General features: G+C 67.0%; 9 protein-coding genes and 1 pseudogene. 7 read left to right on the forward strand and 3 right to left on the reverse strand.

Annotated elements, in window-relative coordinates; genetic code table 11:
• The first annotated feature begins 12 nt into the window (after positions 1-12).
• From GWK61_RS60495 to GWK61_RS01450, 3 genes are all read left to right on the forward strand, one after another.
• A complete protein-coding gene (locus GWK61_RS60495; RefSeq protein WP_194904060.1) occupies positions 13-273 on the forward strand; it encodes a tyrosine-type recombinase/integrase in 261 nt (86 codons plus the stop codon).
• 302 nt (positions 274-575) lie between these two features.
• Positions 576-875: a trypco2 family protein gene (locus GWK61_RS01445; RefSeq protein WP_194904062.1), complete on the forward strand. Its 300-nt coding sequence runs from the start codon at positions 576-578 to the stop codon at positions 873-875.
• On the forward strand, positions 872-3,817 hold the full coding sequence (locus GWK61_RS01450) for a tetratricopeptide repeat protein (RefSeq protein WP_194904063.1): 2,946 nt from the start codon (positions 872-874) through the stop codon (positions 3,815-3,817). Before GWK61_RS01445 ends, GWK61_RS01450 begins: the two co-directional genes overlap by 4 nt.
• A 7-nt stretch (positions 3,818-3,824) precedes the next feature.
• Here the strand turns inward: GWK61_RS01450 and GWK61_RS60500 are convergent.
• The 3 genes and pseudogenes from GWK61_RS60500 to GWK61_RS01465 form a co-directional block, all read right to left on the reverse strand.
• Positions 3,825-4,815: pseudogene (locus tag GWK61_RS60500) on the reverse strand (helix-turn-helix domain-containing protein).
• A gap of 36 nt (positions 4,816-4,851) precedes the next feature.
• Positions 4,852-5,127, reverse strand: coding sequence for a hypothetical protein (locus GWK61_RS01460; RefSeq protein ID WP_194904066.1), 276 nt, complete (start codon positions 5,125-5,127; stop codon positions 4,852-4,854).
• Positions 5,127-5,429 (reverse strand): transposase, encoded by a 303-nt coding sequence (locus GWK61_RS01465; RefSeq protein ID WP_194904068.1) that lies wholly within the window; start codon positions 5,427-5,429, stop codon positions 5,127-5,129. Before GWK61_RS01465 ends, GWK61_RS01460 begins: the two co-directional genes overlap by 1 nt.
• A gap of 519 nt (positions 5,430-5,948) precedes the next feature.
• On the opposite strand from GWK61_RS01465, the gene GWK61_RS01470 reads away from it, so the two are divergent.
• From GWK61_RS01470 to GWK61_RS01485, 4 genes are read left to right on the forward strand one after another with little or no spacing between them, the layout of a single operon-like run.
• A complete protein-coding gene (locus tag GWK61_RS01470; protein WP_194904070.1) occupies positions 5,949-7,484 on the forward strand; it encodes a DUF2397 domain-containing protein in 1,536 nt (511 codons plus the stop codon).
• Entirely contained in the window at positions 7,471-8,673 is a 1,203-nt protein-coding gene (locus GWK61_RS01475) for a TIGR02678 family protein (RefSeq protein ID WP_194904072.1), read from the forward strand. Before GWK61_RS01470 ends, GWK61_RS01475 begins: the two co-directional genes overlap by 14 nt.
• Positions 8,670-12,845 (forward strand): TIGR02680 family protein, encoded by a 4,176-nt coding sequence (locus GWK61_RS01480; protein ID WP_194904077.1) that lies wholly within the window; start codon positions 8,670-8,672, stop codon positions 12,843-12,845. Before GWK61_RS01475 ends, GWK61_RS01480 begins: the two co-directional genes overlap by 4 nt.
• On the forward strand, positions 12,842-14,131 hold the full coding sequence (locus tag GWK61_RS01485) for a Wadjet anti-phage system protein JetD domain-containing protein (RefSeq protein WP_499699121.1): 1,290 nt from the start codon (positions 12,842-12,844) through the stop codon (positions 14,129-14,131). Before GWK61_RS01480 ends, GWK61_RS01485 begins: the two co-directional genes overlap by 4 nt.
• Positions 14,132-14,156: the final 25 nt, after the last annotated feature.

Genomic DNA, 14,156 nt, shown 5'->3' on the forward strand with positions numbered 1-14,156 from the left:
GCCAGGGATCAGTTGAAACTCCTCGTCAAGGAGGCGGACCTGCCGCCGATCCGGCTTCATGATCTGAGGCACGGCGCGGCCAGTCTGGCTCTGGTCGCCGGCGTGGATGTGGAGGTGGTCTCCGAGATGCTTGGGTACTCCACGACCGCCATTACCCCGAACACCTACACCGCTGTTTTTTGCCGAGCTCAAGCACGCCGCCGCGGCGGCGCTTCCACGCGTCCTGCCGTTACGCCTCTTCCACGTGTGGACTGTGAACTGCGGAACCCTTGAGCGTGTCGCTCCGCGACGAGCCCGGCGTGCCAATCGGGCAGCGGCGGGACTACCGCTTGTGCGCGATGGCGGCGGCGTCCGCGAAGCCGGTTTTGTTGTTGCCGGCGGCTCGCCGTGCGGCCTCATCGCTGTGGCTATGGGGCGGCAGCTGGTTGAGATGGCGGGGCTCGACCTGGGGCGGCGTCTGCGTACCGACGGGACCCTGGAGGCGTGTACCCGGCGCTCGGGGTGCGGGTGCCGCGGCATCATGTCAGGGTTCTACAGTGGTCCGCATCGGAGTCGATCGTGGGGAGGGGCTTGGCGTGATCGAGCTGGCTGCTGTGATCAGGGATCTGCGTACTGAGTTGGAGGCCGCTGTGGCTGCGGCCGACGGTACCGGGCTGAGGTTCGAGTTGGGGCAGGTCGAGTTGGAGGTGTCGGTCGCAGTCGAGCGGTCGGCCACGGCCGGGACGAAGGTCCGGTTCTTGGTGGTGGACGCCTCGGGCGAGGGCAAGGCGGGCTCGACCGGCACGCAGCGGATCAAGCTGTCCCTGACCCCGACGCTGGAACCCGGCGGGGGGACGCCGTACGTGTCCGGGCTGGCCGAGCCCGATGAGCGGTGAGCCCGCAGACGGCCGTGGGCGGGTGGGATGCGGCCCGCGCGGTGCAGACCCTGGCAGTCGACGCCGCCGATAAGCGCTGGTTCGGCTCGGGCTACCTGGTCGCACCCGACCTGGTTCTGACTGCGGCGCACGTACTACACGGCGCCTCGACGGCAGTGGTGCGGTTCTTCGCGCCCGGCAGGGTGCGCGAAGTGCCATGCGACGCGGTGTTCGCTGACGTCCGGGCCGATGTGGCGGTGCTGAGGTTGCGCCAGGCCGAGCCGCCGGTGGCCGCGGTGCGGTTCGGGTACCCGGCCAGCCAGGTGGCCTGCGAGGCGGTGGGGTTCCCGTGGGCCAACTCGAACGACGACCACCGCGCCGCGGGCCCCGACGCGGGCGAGTCGGGCGGGCGGGGACGGTACCGAGATTCCCACCACGCTGTCGGCAGCTGCTATCCGTATTCCAACCAGTACGCCGGCACACTGAAACTGGAGGTGTCCCCGCTCGGGAAGGATCCGGGCACGGGCCACTCGCAGTGGGAGGGGATGTCCGGGGCGGCGGTGTTCGCCGCCGGCCGGCTGATCGCGGTGGTCACCGAGCAACACGTTCGTCAGGGCCCGAACTGGCTGACCGCGTCCCGGGCCCAGCTCTGGTACAAACTGATGGACCAGGCCGGGATCGCGCGGCTGCGCGAGTTGCTCGGCCTGCCGGACACCGCAGAGCATCTGGACGCGGTCGGCGCCACCGCGTCGCCGGCGGCAGTACAGATGTCGCTGCCGCGTGATGCCACGACGTTCACCGGGCGCACCGGGGACCTGGACCGGCTGATAGCAGCGCTGGACGAGGCCGAGGCGGCGGCCGGCGGTGCGGTGTTGGGGATCCACGCGGTGGATGGGATGGCGGGGGTCGGCAAGACCGCCTTCGCCGTGCACGCCGCGCATACGCTGGCCGGCCGGTTCCCCGACGGGCAGTGGTTCATCCGGCTGCACGGCCACACTCCGGGCGCTGCTGCGGCTGACCCCGACCAGGTGCTGGCTGCCTTGCTGGCTGCTGACAACGTGCCCGCCGACCAGATCCCGCCCGACGGGCAGTCCCGTGGCGACCTGTGGCGCTCTCGCACCGCCGGGCGGCGGATGCTGCTGGTCCTGGACGATGCTGCTGGCAGCGCCCAGATCCGTCCCCTGCTACCGTCCGCGGCGGGCACGCTGGTCCTGGTCACAAGCCGCAGGAAGCTCACCGGGCTGGCCGATGCCGTACCGCTCAGTCTGGACGTCCTGGACCCGCCCGAGGCCGGTGTGCTGTTCACTCGGATCGCCGGACGCCCAGACCTTTCCCCGGAGGATCCGCTGGTGGTGCGGCTGGCCGGGCTGTGCGGGCATCTGCCGCTGGCGATCGGGATGGCCGCCTCACAGCTGCTGCATCATCAGTCCTGGAGCCCCGAGGACCTGATCGAGGAGCTGGCCGCGGCAGCCGGCAGGCTGCCGGTGCTGGCCGCGGAAGACGTGAGCGTCGCCGCCGCGTTCGACCTGTCCTACCGCGACCTGAACTCCGGCCAGCAGCAGCTGTTCCGGGCCCTGGGCGCATCCCCGGGCATCGACGTCGACCCCGGCGCGGCTGCGGCGATTCTGGCGACCGACATTTCCGCGGCCCGGCGCCTGCTGCAAGGCCTGGAAGTACACCACCTGCTCGACGAGCCGACCCGCGCCCGCTACCGCATGCACGACCTGCTGCGCGAACACGCCTGCGCCCTGGCCGAGGCTGAGCCGCACCAGAGCCGGGAAGCCGTGGACCGATTGCTGACCCACTACCGGCTCACCGCCGTCGGACACCGGGCGGAAGGCCGGGAAGCGGAGCTGTCCTGGCTGCGCAGCGAACGCGCCAACCTGCTGGCCTGCCTGGACCACGCCGTCGGCCACGGCCGCGACGAAGACGCCGCAGCTCTTACCGCAGCCCTGACACCCGTGCTGCGTAACGACGGCCCCTGGCCCCTGGCCGTGACTCTGCACGCACAAGCCGTCGCAGCAGCCGAACGGCTCGACGACCAGGCCTGGCTAGCAGGCGCCCTCAACGACCTCGGATTCGTGCAGGTCTTGACTGGCGACTTCGTCGCGGCGGCCGGAGCCCATGAGCAGGCCCTGGAGCTGTTCGGGCAGCTCGATGACCGGCTCGGGCAAGCCAAAGCCCTCAACAATCTCGGATTCGTGCATTTCATGACCGATGACTATGTCGAGGCGGTCCAGGCCCAGGAGCAGGCCCTGGACCTGTTCCGGCAGCTTGGAGACCGGCGCGGGCAAGCAGGCGCCCTCAACGAGCTCGGACGCGTGCAGCACGTGACCGGCGACTACGCCGCGGCGACCCGGGCCCAGGAGCAGGCCCTGGACCTGTTCCGGCAGCTTGGGGACCGGCGCGGGCAAGCCATCGTCCTCAACCACCTCGGAAGCATGCAATACGTGATCCGAGACTTCGTCGCGGCGGCCCGGGCCCATGAGCAGGCCCTGGAGTTGTTCGGGCAGCTCGGTGACCGGCTCGGGCAAGCCGAAGCCCTCAACCGCCTCGGACGCGTGCAGCTCATGACCGGCGACTATGCCGCGGCGGCCCGGGCCCACGAGCAGGCCCTTGAGGTGCACCAGCAGCTCGGCAGCCTGCTCGGGCAGGCCAACGCTCTCAACGACCTCGGACGCGTGCAGCGCATGATCGGTGACTACGTTGCGGCGGCCCGGGCCCATGAGCAAGCCCTGAAGCTATACCAGCAGCTCGGCGATCGGCTCGGGCAAGCTGGCGCCCTCAACGAGCTCGGGCGAGTGAAGGGCAGGACCGGCGACCATGCCGCAGCGACCCAGGCCCAGGAACAGGCCCTGGAGTTGTTCCGGCAGATTGGCGACCCACTTGGGCAAGCCAACGCTACGGATGCGCTGGCTGAGTCTCGGCGGAGTGAGGGGGTTGGCTCGGAAGCGCCGTCCTAGTGCCGCATCAGGCAATGTTCGCCCTGGTGGCTATCTGACGTAGCCGGTGTCGTCGGCGTGGCGGTTTCGCCAGATGATGTAGCGGCGGATCATGCTGCCCTGCTCCTTGTGGCTACGGTGGTCGGTGCCATCCAGGGTGAAGTGGCGCAGCGCGGTGAACTGGGCTTCTATCCGGTTCAACGACGAGGAGTTCGTCGGGGTGTAGGTGATCTCGACGTTGTCGGCCTCGGCCCAGTCCGCCACTCGGTGGCACCGTTTGGTGGTCAGGTGTGGGGAGTAGTTGTCGCAGATGATCGCGATCCGCACGTCGGCGGGGTAGAGGGTGCGCAGGTAGCGGCAGAGCTCCAGAAATTGGGTGCGTTTCTTGCGGGGCTTGATGTGCCCGAACAGGTGGTCGCGGGCCAGGTCGTAGGCGGCGAACAGGTGTCGGACCCCGTCATTGCGGTTGTAGGAGGCCCGACGGCGGGGGCGCGGCTCCCGGTCCGGGTCCTCGACCCTGGCCTTCTTGACCGCGTAATCCGGGTCTTTCGAGGCCTTCCCGGTCTTTATCCGTTGAAACGAGACGCCTTCGTCACGGAGCAGGACCCGAAGGCCTCGTGCGAGATGTCGTCGACCACCCCCTCGGCGACCAGGAAGTCCGCCAGCTTGGACAAGCTCCAGGTGGAAAACGGCACGCCGTGCTCGACCGGCTTGGACTTCGCGTACTTCTTGATCTCCCGGCGCTCGGGCAGATTGAACGTGCGCGGGCGACCTCCGGCGTACCTCGGGTACAGCGAGTCAAATCCGTCGGCATTGAAGTCGTGGATCACATCGCGGACCCGGTCTTCGCTGGTGAACGTGACCTCAGCAATCTTCGCCACCGGCATCTTCTGCGCCGACAGCAGCACCATCTGCGCCCGACGCCAGGTCACCACCGACCCCGACCCACGCCGCACAATCCGCAGCAGCCGACGACCCTCGTCGTCATCGATCTCCCGAACCTGGACCCGCTCAGCCATCTGCCAAGTCTGATACACCCGCCCCCTCAGCGGCACTCACCACACCGACGAGGCGAACGTTGCCTGATACGGCACCAGTTTCGTCAGGCACGGGAGCTCTATCGGAGGCTCGGGGCGACCTGTACTCGATTGACCAGGTCGGCTGCGGCTGGCGTATCGTGCTTCGGCATGCACGGCCTGGATGACCTCAGTCAGCCAGGCATGGCGCACCGATCGCGCCGACGGCGGCCGACGCTGCCAGCGGTAGTAGCCGGACTCGGAGACGAGCAGCACCCGGCTGGCCGTCTGCACGGGCAAGCCTTCGCCGGCCATCACCGCGATGGCCTCGTACCGTCTTTTGGGGGCACCACAGCGTCGAGCAGCTCCGCAGCGCGCCGGTGGATGGCCAGTTCGGTCTCCAGCTCAGCGATGCGCCTGCGCGCGGCCACGAGCTCGGCGGCATCAGCGCTGGTGATGCCCGGTACTTGCCCGGAATCGATCAGTTGCTGTCGCCGCCGGTTGTAGATCGTCTGATCGCTGATGCCGAGCATCTCGGCGACCTGCTTGACCGGACGGCCGGCCTCGATCAGGTCCAGGACTTTCTTGCGGAACTCAGGTGCGTAGGAACGCGGCACGGATCCCTCCCAGGGTGCTGGATCAACAACTGTCCAGCATCCCGACTGGCCTAAACCCGGGGCACATCAGCCGCTGAACTTGACGGTTGGCTCGCGTTGCTGTCCCGCTCCGCACTCATCACCGAGCCTGGCGTTCGGTGAAGACCGATACGGGCATACTCGGGCAGCGTAGACAGCGCAGATTTCGTGGACGGATGCTTCGCCGAAACCCATCTCGTCGTGATTGCCGACTTCGTCTCCGAAGAAAGACATAACCTGCCATCTCGGCTCGTCGCCGAACGGCATTCCGCACACTGCAAACCAGTCGAAAACCGCGAATGCAAGCTTGCGCTGCTCATCCTCAGTAGTACCTGAAAGCTGACTTCGGCCGGCTGTTGGCCGGCGCAGTGACTACATTGAACCGCTGCCGCGGGAGTCGCGATGCCCATGAAGCGACGTGGAGGGTGTTGATCATCGGCTACCCTACGTGCTGTGGGCGGAACATGGGGTGAAAACGGGGACGCGGAGCTGCGGCTTCTGATGTACAGGTACCTCACCGTCAGCGAGCGGCGTACGTACTTCGCCATCATGCACGAGTTCACTTCCACGCTGCTCGCCGACCAGTCCGCTGCCGAGGTCGCGACCGCGTTGGCGGCGGTCGAGCGCGCGGGACGGATCGAGCCGGGTGCTGCGCACATCGACAACGTCAACGAGCGCTTACGGTTCCTCGTGGCTTGGGGAAATCTCATTCCCGGGCGGCGTGAGACCAACGCCCGCTCCATCGCTGAGTTCTCGCAGGGGCAGCAGCGGTACCAGGTCCACAAGTTCGCAATCCGAATCCAGCGAGATGCCGAGGAGTTGCTGAGGGTCTCCGAGGGTGTGCGCGAGGTGACGCGCGAGCTGCTGCCCGCGATTAGGCGCACGCTCGGCGAGATCAACCAGCGCATTGGCGAGACCGTCACGGCGGAATCGATCAGGGGCGCCGCCGTGCCGGCGACCGCGGCGCTGCGGGAGCAGCTGTCCGAGTCCGTGACGACGGTGTTCCTCCAGCACGGGTATCTCTCGGACTCAGTGCGTGACTTCTATGCGCACGTCGGCCAAGTGGTGGCTCGTCACGATCTCGACCACGAGGAGATCGCGGGGCTGCGCGGCCTGCTGGTGGAGTACATCCAGCTCGTCGTCGAGGACGTCCTGCGTCATACACCCGGCATCGCTCAGGAACTCGGCAAGCTTCTCAAAGGCAGCGTCCTCAATGAGTTGCTTCGTCTCCTGGCTCCTCCGGCTGCTCTGGGCGATGCCGTCGAGCGTTCGCGCGGACGAACAGCAGAGGACTGGCACGGCCTGGCGGGCTGGTTCATGGACCGGGCGGGCCGCCCCAGCCAGGTGAGTGCGCTGCGGGAGGCCACGGCCACAGCTATCAGCTCACTGCTGTTCAATGTGAAGCGCTCCACCGGCGGGAGCATCGTCTCACCGGGCCGCAGGTCGGAGTTGGTCCGGTTGGCCGCAGAGTTCTCCCAGGACACTGACGAACAGGCGCACACACGCTTCGACCAGTACTTCCAGACGCGTGCGCCGCGGCACTGGCTCGACATCGCTGAGGTGGACCAGACGCCGTCGGCCACCACGTGGCGTGACGGCACGGCGTTGTCGGTTGCAGTCCCGACCTCGGCCAGGTCCGAGCGATCGGCGTCGGGAAAGCCGGCCCCGGTCGTGGAGGATCCGATCGCGGAGCAGCTGATCTTGGTCCAGGCACAGGAGGCGGCCAGAGCCTTGGAGGCGACCCACGCCGAACTGCGTGCGGCGGCCGATCGCTTGGACACGGTCGTCCTGTCCTCTGGTGCTTTGCGGGCGCTCTATGAGCTGATCCGCGGGGCGACATGCCAGCGTGCCGATGCCGATTCCACGGGCCGCTTCGTGCACGCCGCTTCCGGTCTCGAAGTCCGGGTCGGGCCGCGCGAAGGAGCGACACTGCGTTTGCGTGCGGCCCACGGCACCCTGACGATGGACGACATCGAGCTCGAGGTCCGGGTCCTGGACGCGGTGACGCCGAGGCGGGGACTTGATGGACCGGCCTGACCTGTACGGCGGCTTCGGTGAGCTCTCGCACGTCGACGCCGCTGATGTCCGACTGTGCGCACGTGCCTTGTTGCGTTACCAGATGTTGCGGGAAGACGGCCCCAAGTCGGATCTGCTGCCGCTGGTCTATCGTCACAGGGACGATCTGCGGGCGCTCTTCTCCTGGTGTATGGGCTACCGGCTGGATGTGGAACGGCGGTTTGCGCGGCTATACAAGTTCTCAAGTCTGCCGGGCCGCGGGCTGCGCGGGTTCTCAGCACGCGGCTACATGTACCTGGCACTGACCCTCGCTGCCCTGATCAGTGTCGGCCGGCAGATCTTGCTCTCGGGTCTTATCGCTGAGATCCGGGGCGCTGGTGTGGATGCCGGACTGCGGCTCGGTGATTCCAAGGCGGAGTTGCGGGTGCTCTCGGAGACCCTCCGCTTCCTGGTCCGGGCCGGAGTCTTGGTGGAAACGGAGGGTACGGTGCTGTCCGCGCAACACCACGTTTTCCACAACGATTTCGCCGAAGCGCTGATCACGGTGGATCTCGACGTGCTGGGTTTGTTCATGCCCAAGGATGAGGCGCGCGTACCCGGTGCCGGTGCCGGCGTGGAACTGCCGGTCGGTGTGCGGGCGCGGCGGCATCTCGTGGAGGACCCGGTGGTGTTGTTCGCGGAGCTGCCTGCGGACGAGGAACAGTACCTTAGGACGAACGCACGTCAGGAGGCGCACTGGGTCGAGCGTTGTTTCGGCCTGGAGGTCGAGATCCGGGCCGAGGGGATGGCCGCAATCGATGCCGAGGGTTTGCTGTCGGACCTGCCGTTCCCCGGGGGCTCCACGGTCTCGCGGCTCAGCCTGCTCGCCCTGCCGGCGCTTCTCGCCGAGGCGGAGCCGTATGGACACGGCATGCTGTCAGTCACCGGCGACAGTCTGCGTACGGTGTGCCTGGACCTGGTGGCTCGGCATTCGGCCGCGTGGTCCAAGCGCGACACCGCGAACCCCGACAGGCTTGTCGGCCAAGTCGCGGACCATCTGCGGGCGGCAGGTCTGGCCCGGCTGTCCGAGACGGGCGCTTTGTTGCTCGTGCCTGCGGCGTTCCGCTGGAATCCGGTGGCGGAGCTTGACGAGGCGCGAGCGCCCGTGATGAAGGAGTACGGATACGAATCCGATGAGTCTGATCCGCACATCGAGGAGACGCTGTTTTGAGCGACCGGACTGAGCCCGGGAAGACTCGCCTGCGGCCGGAGCGGTGGCGACTGCACCGCTCCGGCTTCGTCGATGTCTGGGTCTACGGGATCCAAAACCTCGACATTTCCGGCGGGCGGCAGATCTTGCAGGGCGCCAATGGCTCGGGGAAGTCGAGATCTCTTGAGCTCCAATTGCCGTTCTGCCTCGATGGGGACCTCAAATACCTGGGCACCAAAGGTGCGAACTCAGTGAGTATGCGTCGGCTCATGCTCGATGACCATGACGGCGCGGGGGTCCGCATCGGTTACTGTTGGCTGGAGCTGCGCCGGGTCCGCGGTGGCGAAGAGGAGTTTCTTACCTGCGGCGTCGGCGTCAGAGCGGTGAAGACGAGCAACGAGGTCAAGGGCGTGTGGCGGTTCGTCACGCCGCTGCGGGTCGGTCACGAATTCGAGCTGGTCTCGGCCGACCGTGTAGCACTGGACATGGCCGAGCTTGAGGAACGGCTCGGCCGAGACGCTGTCTTTGAAAACTTCGAGGACTTCCGCGAGCGTGTGGCGCCCATCGTCTACGGAATCGCCGACCCGCGCCGCTACCAGGACCTGCTCCACCTCCAGCGCACTCTGCGCAACCCGGACGTCGGTCTGAAAGCTGCGACGGGCGAACTCGAGGAGTACTTGAGCCTCGCGCTGCCGCCTCTCAACCCCGATCTCCTCGCCCGGCTCGCCGGCCAGCTCCAGGATCTGGAGGCGATCGGTACGAACATCAAGCGACTAGACCGAGCGGACATTGCGCTCCGCCACTTCATGATGACCTACGCGGCATATACACAGGCCGTCCTCCGGCAGCGCGGAGCAGCATTGAAGAGCGCGCGGAAGCAGCTGACGGCACATCTGGTCGCCGCTGGACAACGCAAAACTGAAGTGGCCGAGTTCCAGCGGAAGGCAGTGGACCTCGAAAAAGGGCTCGCGGATCTTGAACAGGAGCAACACGCTCTCAGAGCTCAGATCAGGGATATGGAGGGCTCTGACCAGTACCGTGAACTAAGCGACATCGACCGGCGCCGGCGAAGCGTCGAGGCCCGTCGCGGCACCGTGCACGAACTCCTCGAATCCGCGAAGCGCGCGCGTGATGCGGAACGGCGTGCCTGTGAGGGTGCTCTACGCGAGATGGCTGGCGTATATGCCCAGGTCCTCGCGTTCCGCACCGGTGTCGACGATGCGGCGGCGAAGTTGGTCGCGATGGGTCTGGATCGGGCGCTCGTGCCGACCCCGCCGAACATGGCGGCACCGATGTGTGGCGGGCTGGATGAGAACGTCTTGGTCTCGGTGGCGACCGATCCGGACCCCGCCCTGCAATCTGTGCAGCGACTGCTGCCGCCGGAACTCGCAGCGGACCGGTTGACGGAGTCGGTCGATGCCGCGCTCGTCCAGGTGGGCCTCGCCGCGGACGCGGTGAGCAGTCAGCGGGTGCGGATCGGGAGTCTGGTGCAGGAAGGCAAGGAACTCGCCGTGCTTCAGACCACTCACATCGCGCCACTCAGGATCGCGGCGGAGCAGGCCGGCACAGCGGAGACCACGGCGGAAGAGACGCTGGCCGTCGCCCGATCAGCGCTCGACGTCCAGGTCGTGGCGTGGCGACGAGCTCAAGAAGAATGGCTGGCCATGGTCCCATCGAGCACGGTCGAGCTGGGGCCCCCGCCGGAACGGCTGGAGACGATCGAGCTGTCCGATGACTGCTCCGCAGCGGTGGCGGCGGCCAGGCGGCGGCTAAGAGCCTGGGCTGCTGCCGCACTCGACGCAGCCCAGGACGGCGTTCACCAAGCCAGAACGGATCTGCGGGAACTCTCCGCCGACCGGCGCCGCCGTGGTGAGGAGCGCCAGGCATTGCTGGACGGAGCTGAGATCACCCCGCCGGAGCATGGGCTTGCGCGCGATGAGCGTCACGGACGGGTCGGAGCGCCGTTCTTCCGGCTCGTGGACTTCGTGACGGGTGTGCGCGCTGAGGATCGCGCCGGTCTGGAAGCGGCACTCCAGGGTTGCGGTCTGCTCAACGCCTGGGTGTTTCCGGACGGCACGTTGGCCGATCCAAAGCTGGCCGATCTCGTCATCCTCGTGCCTGGCGCCTCGCCCTCGGACGCGGAGCGCGATGCCGACGTGCTGTCCCGGATCCTTACCCCGTCCGGCGAACTCGTGGACTCGGTCCCGGAGGATGTGGTCCGGCGCCTGTTGTCCGCCGTGCGTCTCGAAGATGAGCAGGACGGGACTGATGACGACGGGCTGAGCGTGTCGACGACCGGCCGGTGGCGAGCCGGAGTGCTCACCGGGCTCGGGGTGAAAGAAGTGGCCGAGTATGTGGGCGACGCCGCGCGCGAGGACACGCGGGCCCGGCGGATCGTGGAGCTCGACGCCGTGCTGGCCACTGCCGACATCGAGATCGGCAAGGCCCGGACCGTCCTCCAGGACCGCACCGAAGCACATCGTGCCTGGCGCCGCCACAGCGAAGACACTCCCGAGTCGGGTGCGCTATTGCTGGCCCATACCGCTGCCGCGCTCGCCGAGGCAGCCCGCCGGAAAGCCGCCGAGGTGGCGAAACAGGCCATTATCTCCCTAGGCCATGCCCAAGAACGCTGGGATGCCAGGCACAATGCCTTCGCACGCCAAGCCGCTGAAGCGAACCTTCCACACGACCCCGCCAAGCTCGCGCAATGCGATACCGCGGCGACGCAGGCAACGGATGCTTGCAATGGCCTCCGCGAACGCGGACTGGACCTGTCGGCTGCGATCGAAGGACTGGCCCCTGGGAAAGCGGCCTACGCGAGCGCAATGCAGGGCCGGGTGTTGGCGGAGAAGACCGCGGCGGGAGAATACTCGGCCTTTTGCGAGGAGCGCGTCGCGATCGACCTTCTTGTGAGCAGTCTCGGACTCGGCCCCGCAGAGTTCGAGGAACAGCTCACAGAGCTTCGCCGTCTCCTCGAATCGGTAGAGCGGAATATCCCGATGGTGAGACAAGACAAGGAGGACGCCAGAACACAGGCCGCGAAACGTGAAGGCCTGACGGAGAGCGACGCGACAGTCGAAGCGGACAAAAGGAAGGCCGTGAGCGCCGCCGAGCGCGCGCTCGTTCAGACGGTGACAGCCCCAGGCTTCTGGATGGCAGCAGCCGGTAGCACTGAGACTTTCCCGCCTGCGGATCCATTGCATGACGACCTACTCGCTCGCATCGCTGGATTCCCGGACCGGCCGGCGGACCGGGATGTCCTGACGAATGAAGTCGGAAATCTCAACAAGCGTCTGCCGAACGATTTGAGCGCCGAGTTCTCCTCGGTCGGGGAAGACGCGTTCGCGGTAATGGTGCGTGGAGACGACGGCCTGCAGCCGGCGGCCGCGGAGGCCAGGTCGGTGAAGGAGCAGCTGGAGACGAACCGTGCGAAGCTCGACGACAGCTACCGCGCGATCTTCGAACAGTACCTCCTCCAAGACCTGTCAGAACATCTGCGCTATCAGATCGATACGGCGTCCGTGCTCTGCGACAGCATGAACGCGATCCTCGCAGAGACCATGACCAGTCAGGGCATCGGCGTGCAATTGGCCTGGGAACCGGCCAACGTCATCGATGGTGACACTCGCAAGGACCTGCAACTCGTCAAAAAGTCGCTGGCCGTTCGTACTCCGGAGGAGGACGACCGGCTCCGCCGCGCTCTCCAAGAGCGCATCGAGGCCGAACGGGAGCGGCATCACGGACTCTACGCCCCGGCGCTGGCCGAGGCGCTCGACTACCGCAAGTGGTACTCCTTCACCGTCAAGGTCCAGGACAAGGACGCGAACGGCAAGGAGCGGCTGCGGGCCTTCAAGAAACTCTCATCCGGCGAGACGCGATTCGTCGCGTACATGGTGCTGATTGCCGCGGCGGGAGCCTTCTACGACGCGCTGACCGAACCCGGCACGGACCCGCTACGTGTTGTTCTTCTCGACGAGGCGTTCGAGCGCATCGACGATCCCACGATCACGAAGCTGCTCGAACTGCTGGCCGAGCTGGACATGGACTGGATCATCACCTGGCCGGGCGGCTCGGCATTCTCGCCGAAGATCGAGCGGATGCACGTGTACGACGTACTGCGGCACAAGAACAGCCGCTCCATCGCCCTCATGCACACCACCTGGGACGGCGGAACACTGCGGCGGGACGAATGAGCGACCCGTTACCGGACCACCTGCGCGCCGCATTGGACAAGCCAGAACTCCAAGCCCTGTGGCGGCAGGTGCGCAGACAACTGGAGCGGAACGGAGCCGAGCCCGAAGGCAGTGTCCGAGTTCTGGTCGCAGACCAGCGCACCGCCTCCGACCTCGGAGCCCTGCTCGGCCGGCCACGCAATCCACGAGTCGGTGCGAAGGTCGAGGTCGAGCTCGCCGTCCTGGACCGTGCGCTGCGGGCCGGCGCCGCCAGACGAGGGCTGGCCGACGTGGTCGCCGCGCTCAGCGGCGAACCGCTGTTGGCGAAACAGACCGAACGAGAGCGTCGCACCGCCGAGAACGAGCAGCTTCACCTAGCGCTGATCGCGGTCCTGATCGGCATCCCTGAACTCGACCGGGAACGGTTGTCGCTGGCCGCCGCCCCGGTGGACGCTTCTCTGCGGGTGCCTGCCGACTCGGCGACCCAGACCAGATCGTGGCAGGTTTACGAAGCGGCTCTGCGAGCCGCAGCGATCTGGTGGCCTGCGCACCGCGCCGGCGCGCGGATGGCTGAGAAGGAACTGGCGGGCAAGGCGTTTCGTGATACCAAAGCGTGGACAGAGGCTAAGCGCCACGCCTTCTCCTACCTGGTAAAGCTCCCTTTCGACCAAGCCGTCGACGAAGCCGATGTAGCGATCAAACTCAGCGGCCCCTTGGTTTGGAAGACCGAAGAGACCATCGCCGATGCGGCCGGTGTGGCTCCCTGGATCGCCGTCCCTGCCCGCGGCGTCCGGTCCCTCGGCGAGGTCGAGTGCAAAGCGATCGGGATCTTCGTAGTTGAGAACACCGAGGCTTTCGAAAAGGTGTGCATGACGCCGGGTATTCCCGAACGCTGGCTCTGCGTCTGGTTGCAGGGCAACCCGAGCACCCGGCTCTTAGACTTCCTCAAAGGCCTCGACCTGCCGGTGGCGGCGTGGTGCGACCTTGACGCGTACGGCGTGCGGATGATCGCGAACCTGGAACACAGCCTGGACCGGCCGGTAACGCCTGTCGGCATGTCGGTTGAGCTGTGGCGGGCCGGAACGAAGCGGCTGCAGACCGAAGAGCAGCTGGCCAAAGCACGCGCTGTCGCGGTCCAGGCCGAGTCACAGGGGCCGGCATCCGTCAGGGCACTGGCCGCCGCGATCGCCGAGACCGGCGACTGCTGCGAACACGAGACGCTCTACCCGGAAGTACTGCCCACCCTCGACGCGACATTGCGGGCGCTGGAACAGTCTTGGCCCTGGGAGCGGTGGGGGAACATCTGAGACGTCGCTGTGTCCGCGCAGCGGA

This window comes from Catenulispora rubra (assembly GCF_015356825.1).
Lineage (GTDB): Bacteria > Actinomycetota > Actinomycetes > Streptomycetales > Catenulisporaceae > Catenulispora > Catenulispora rubra.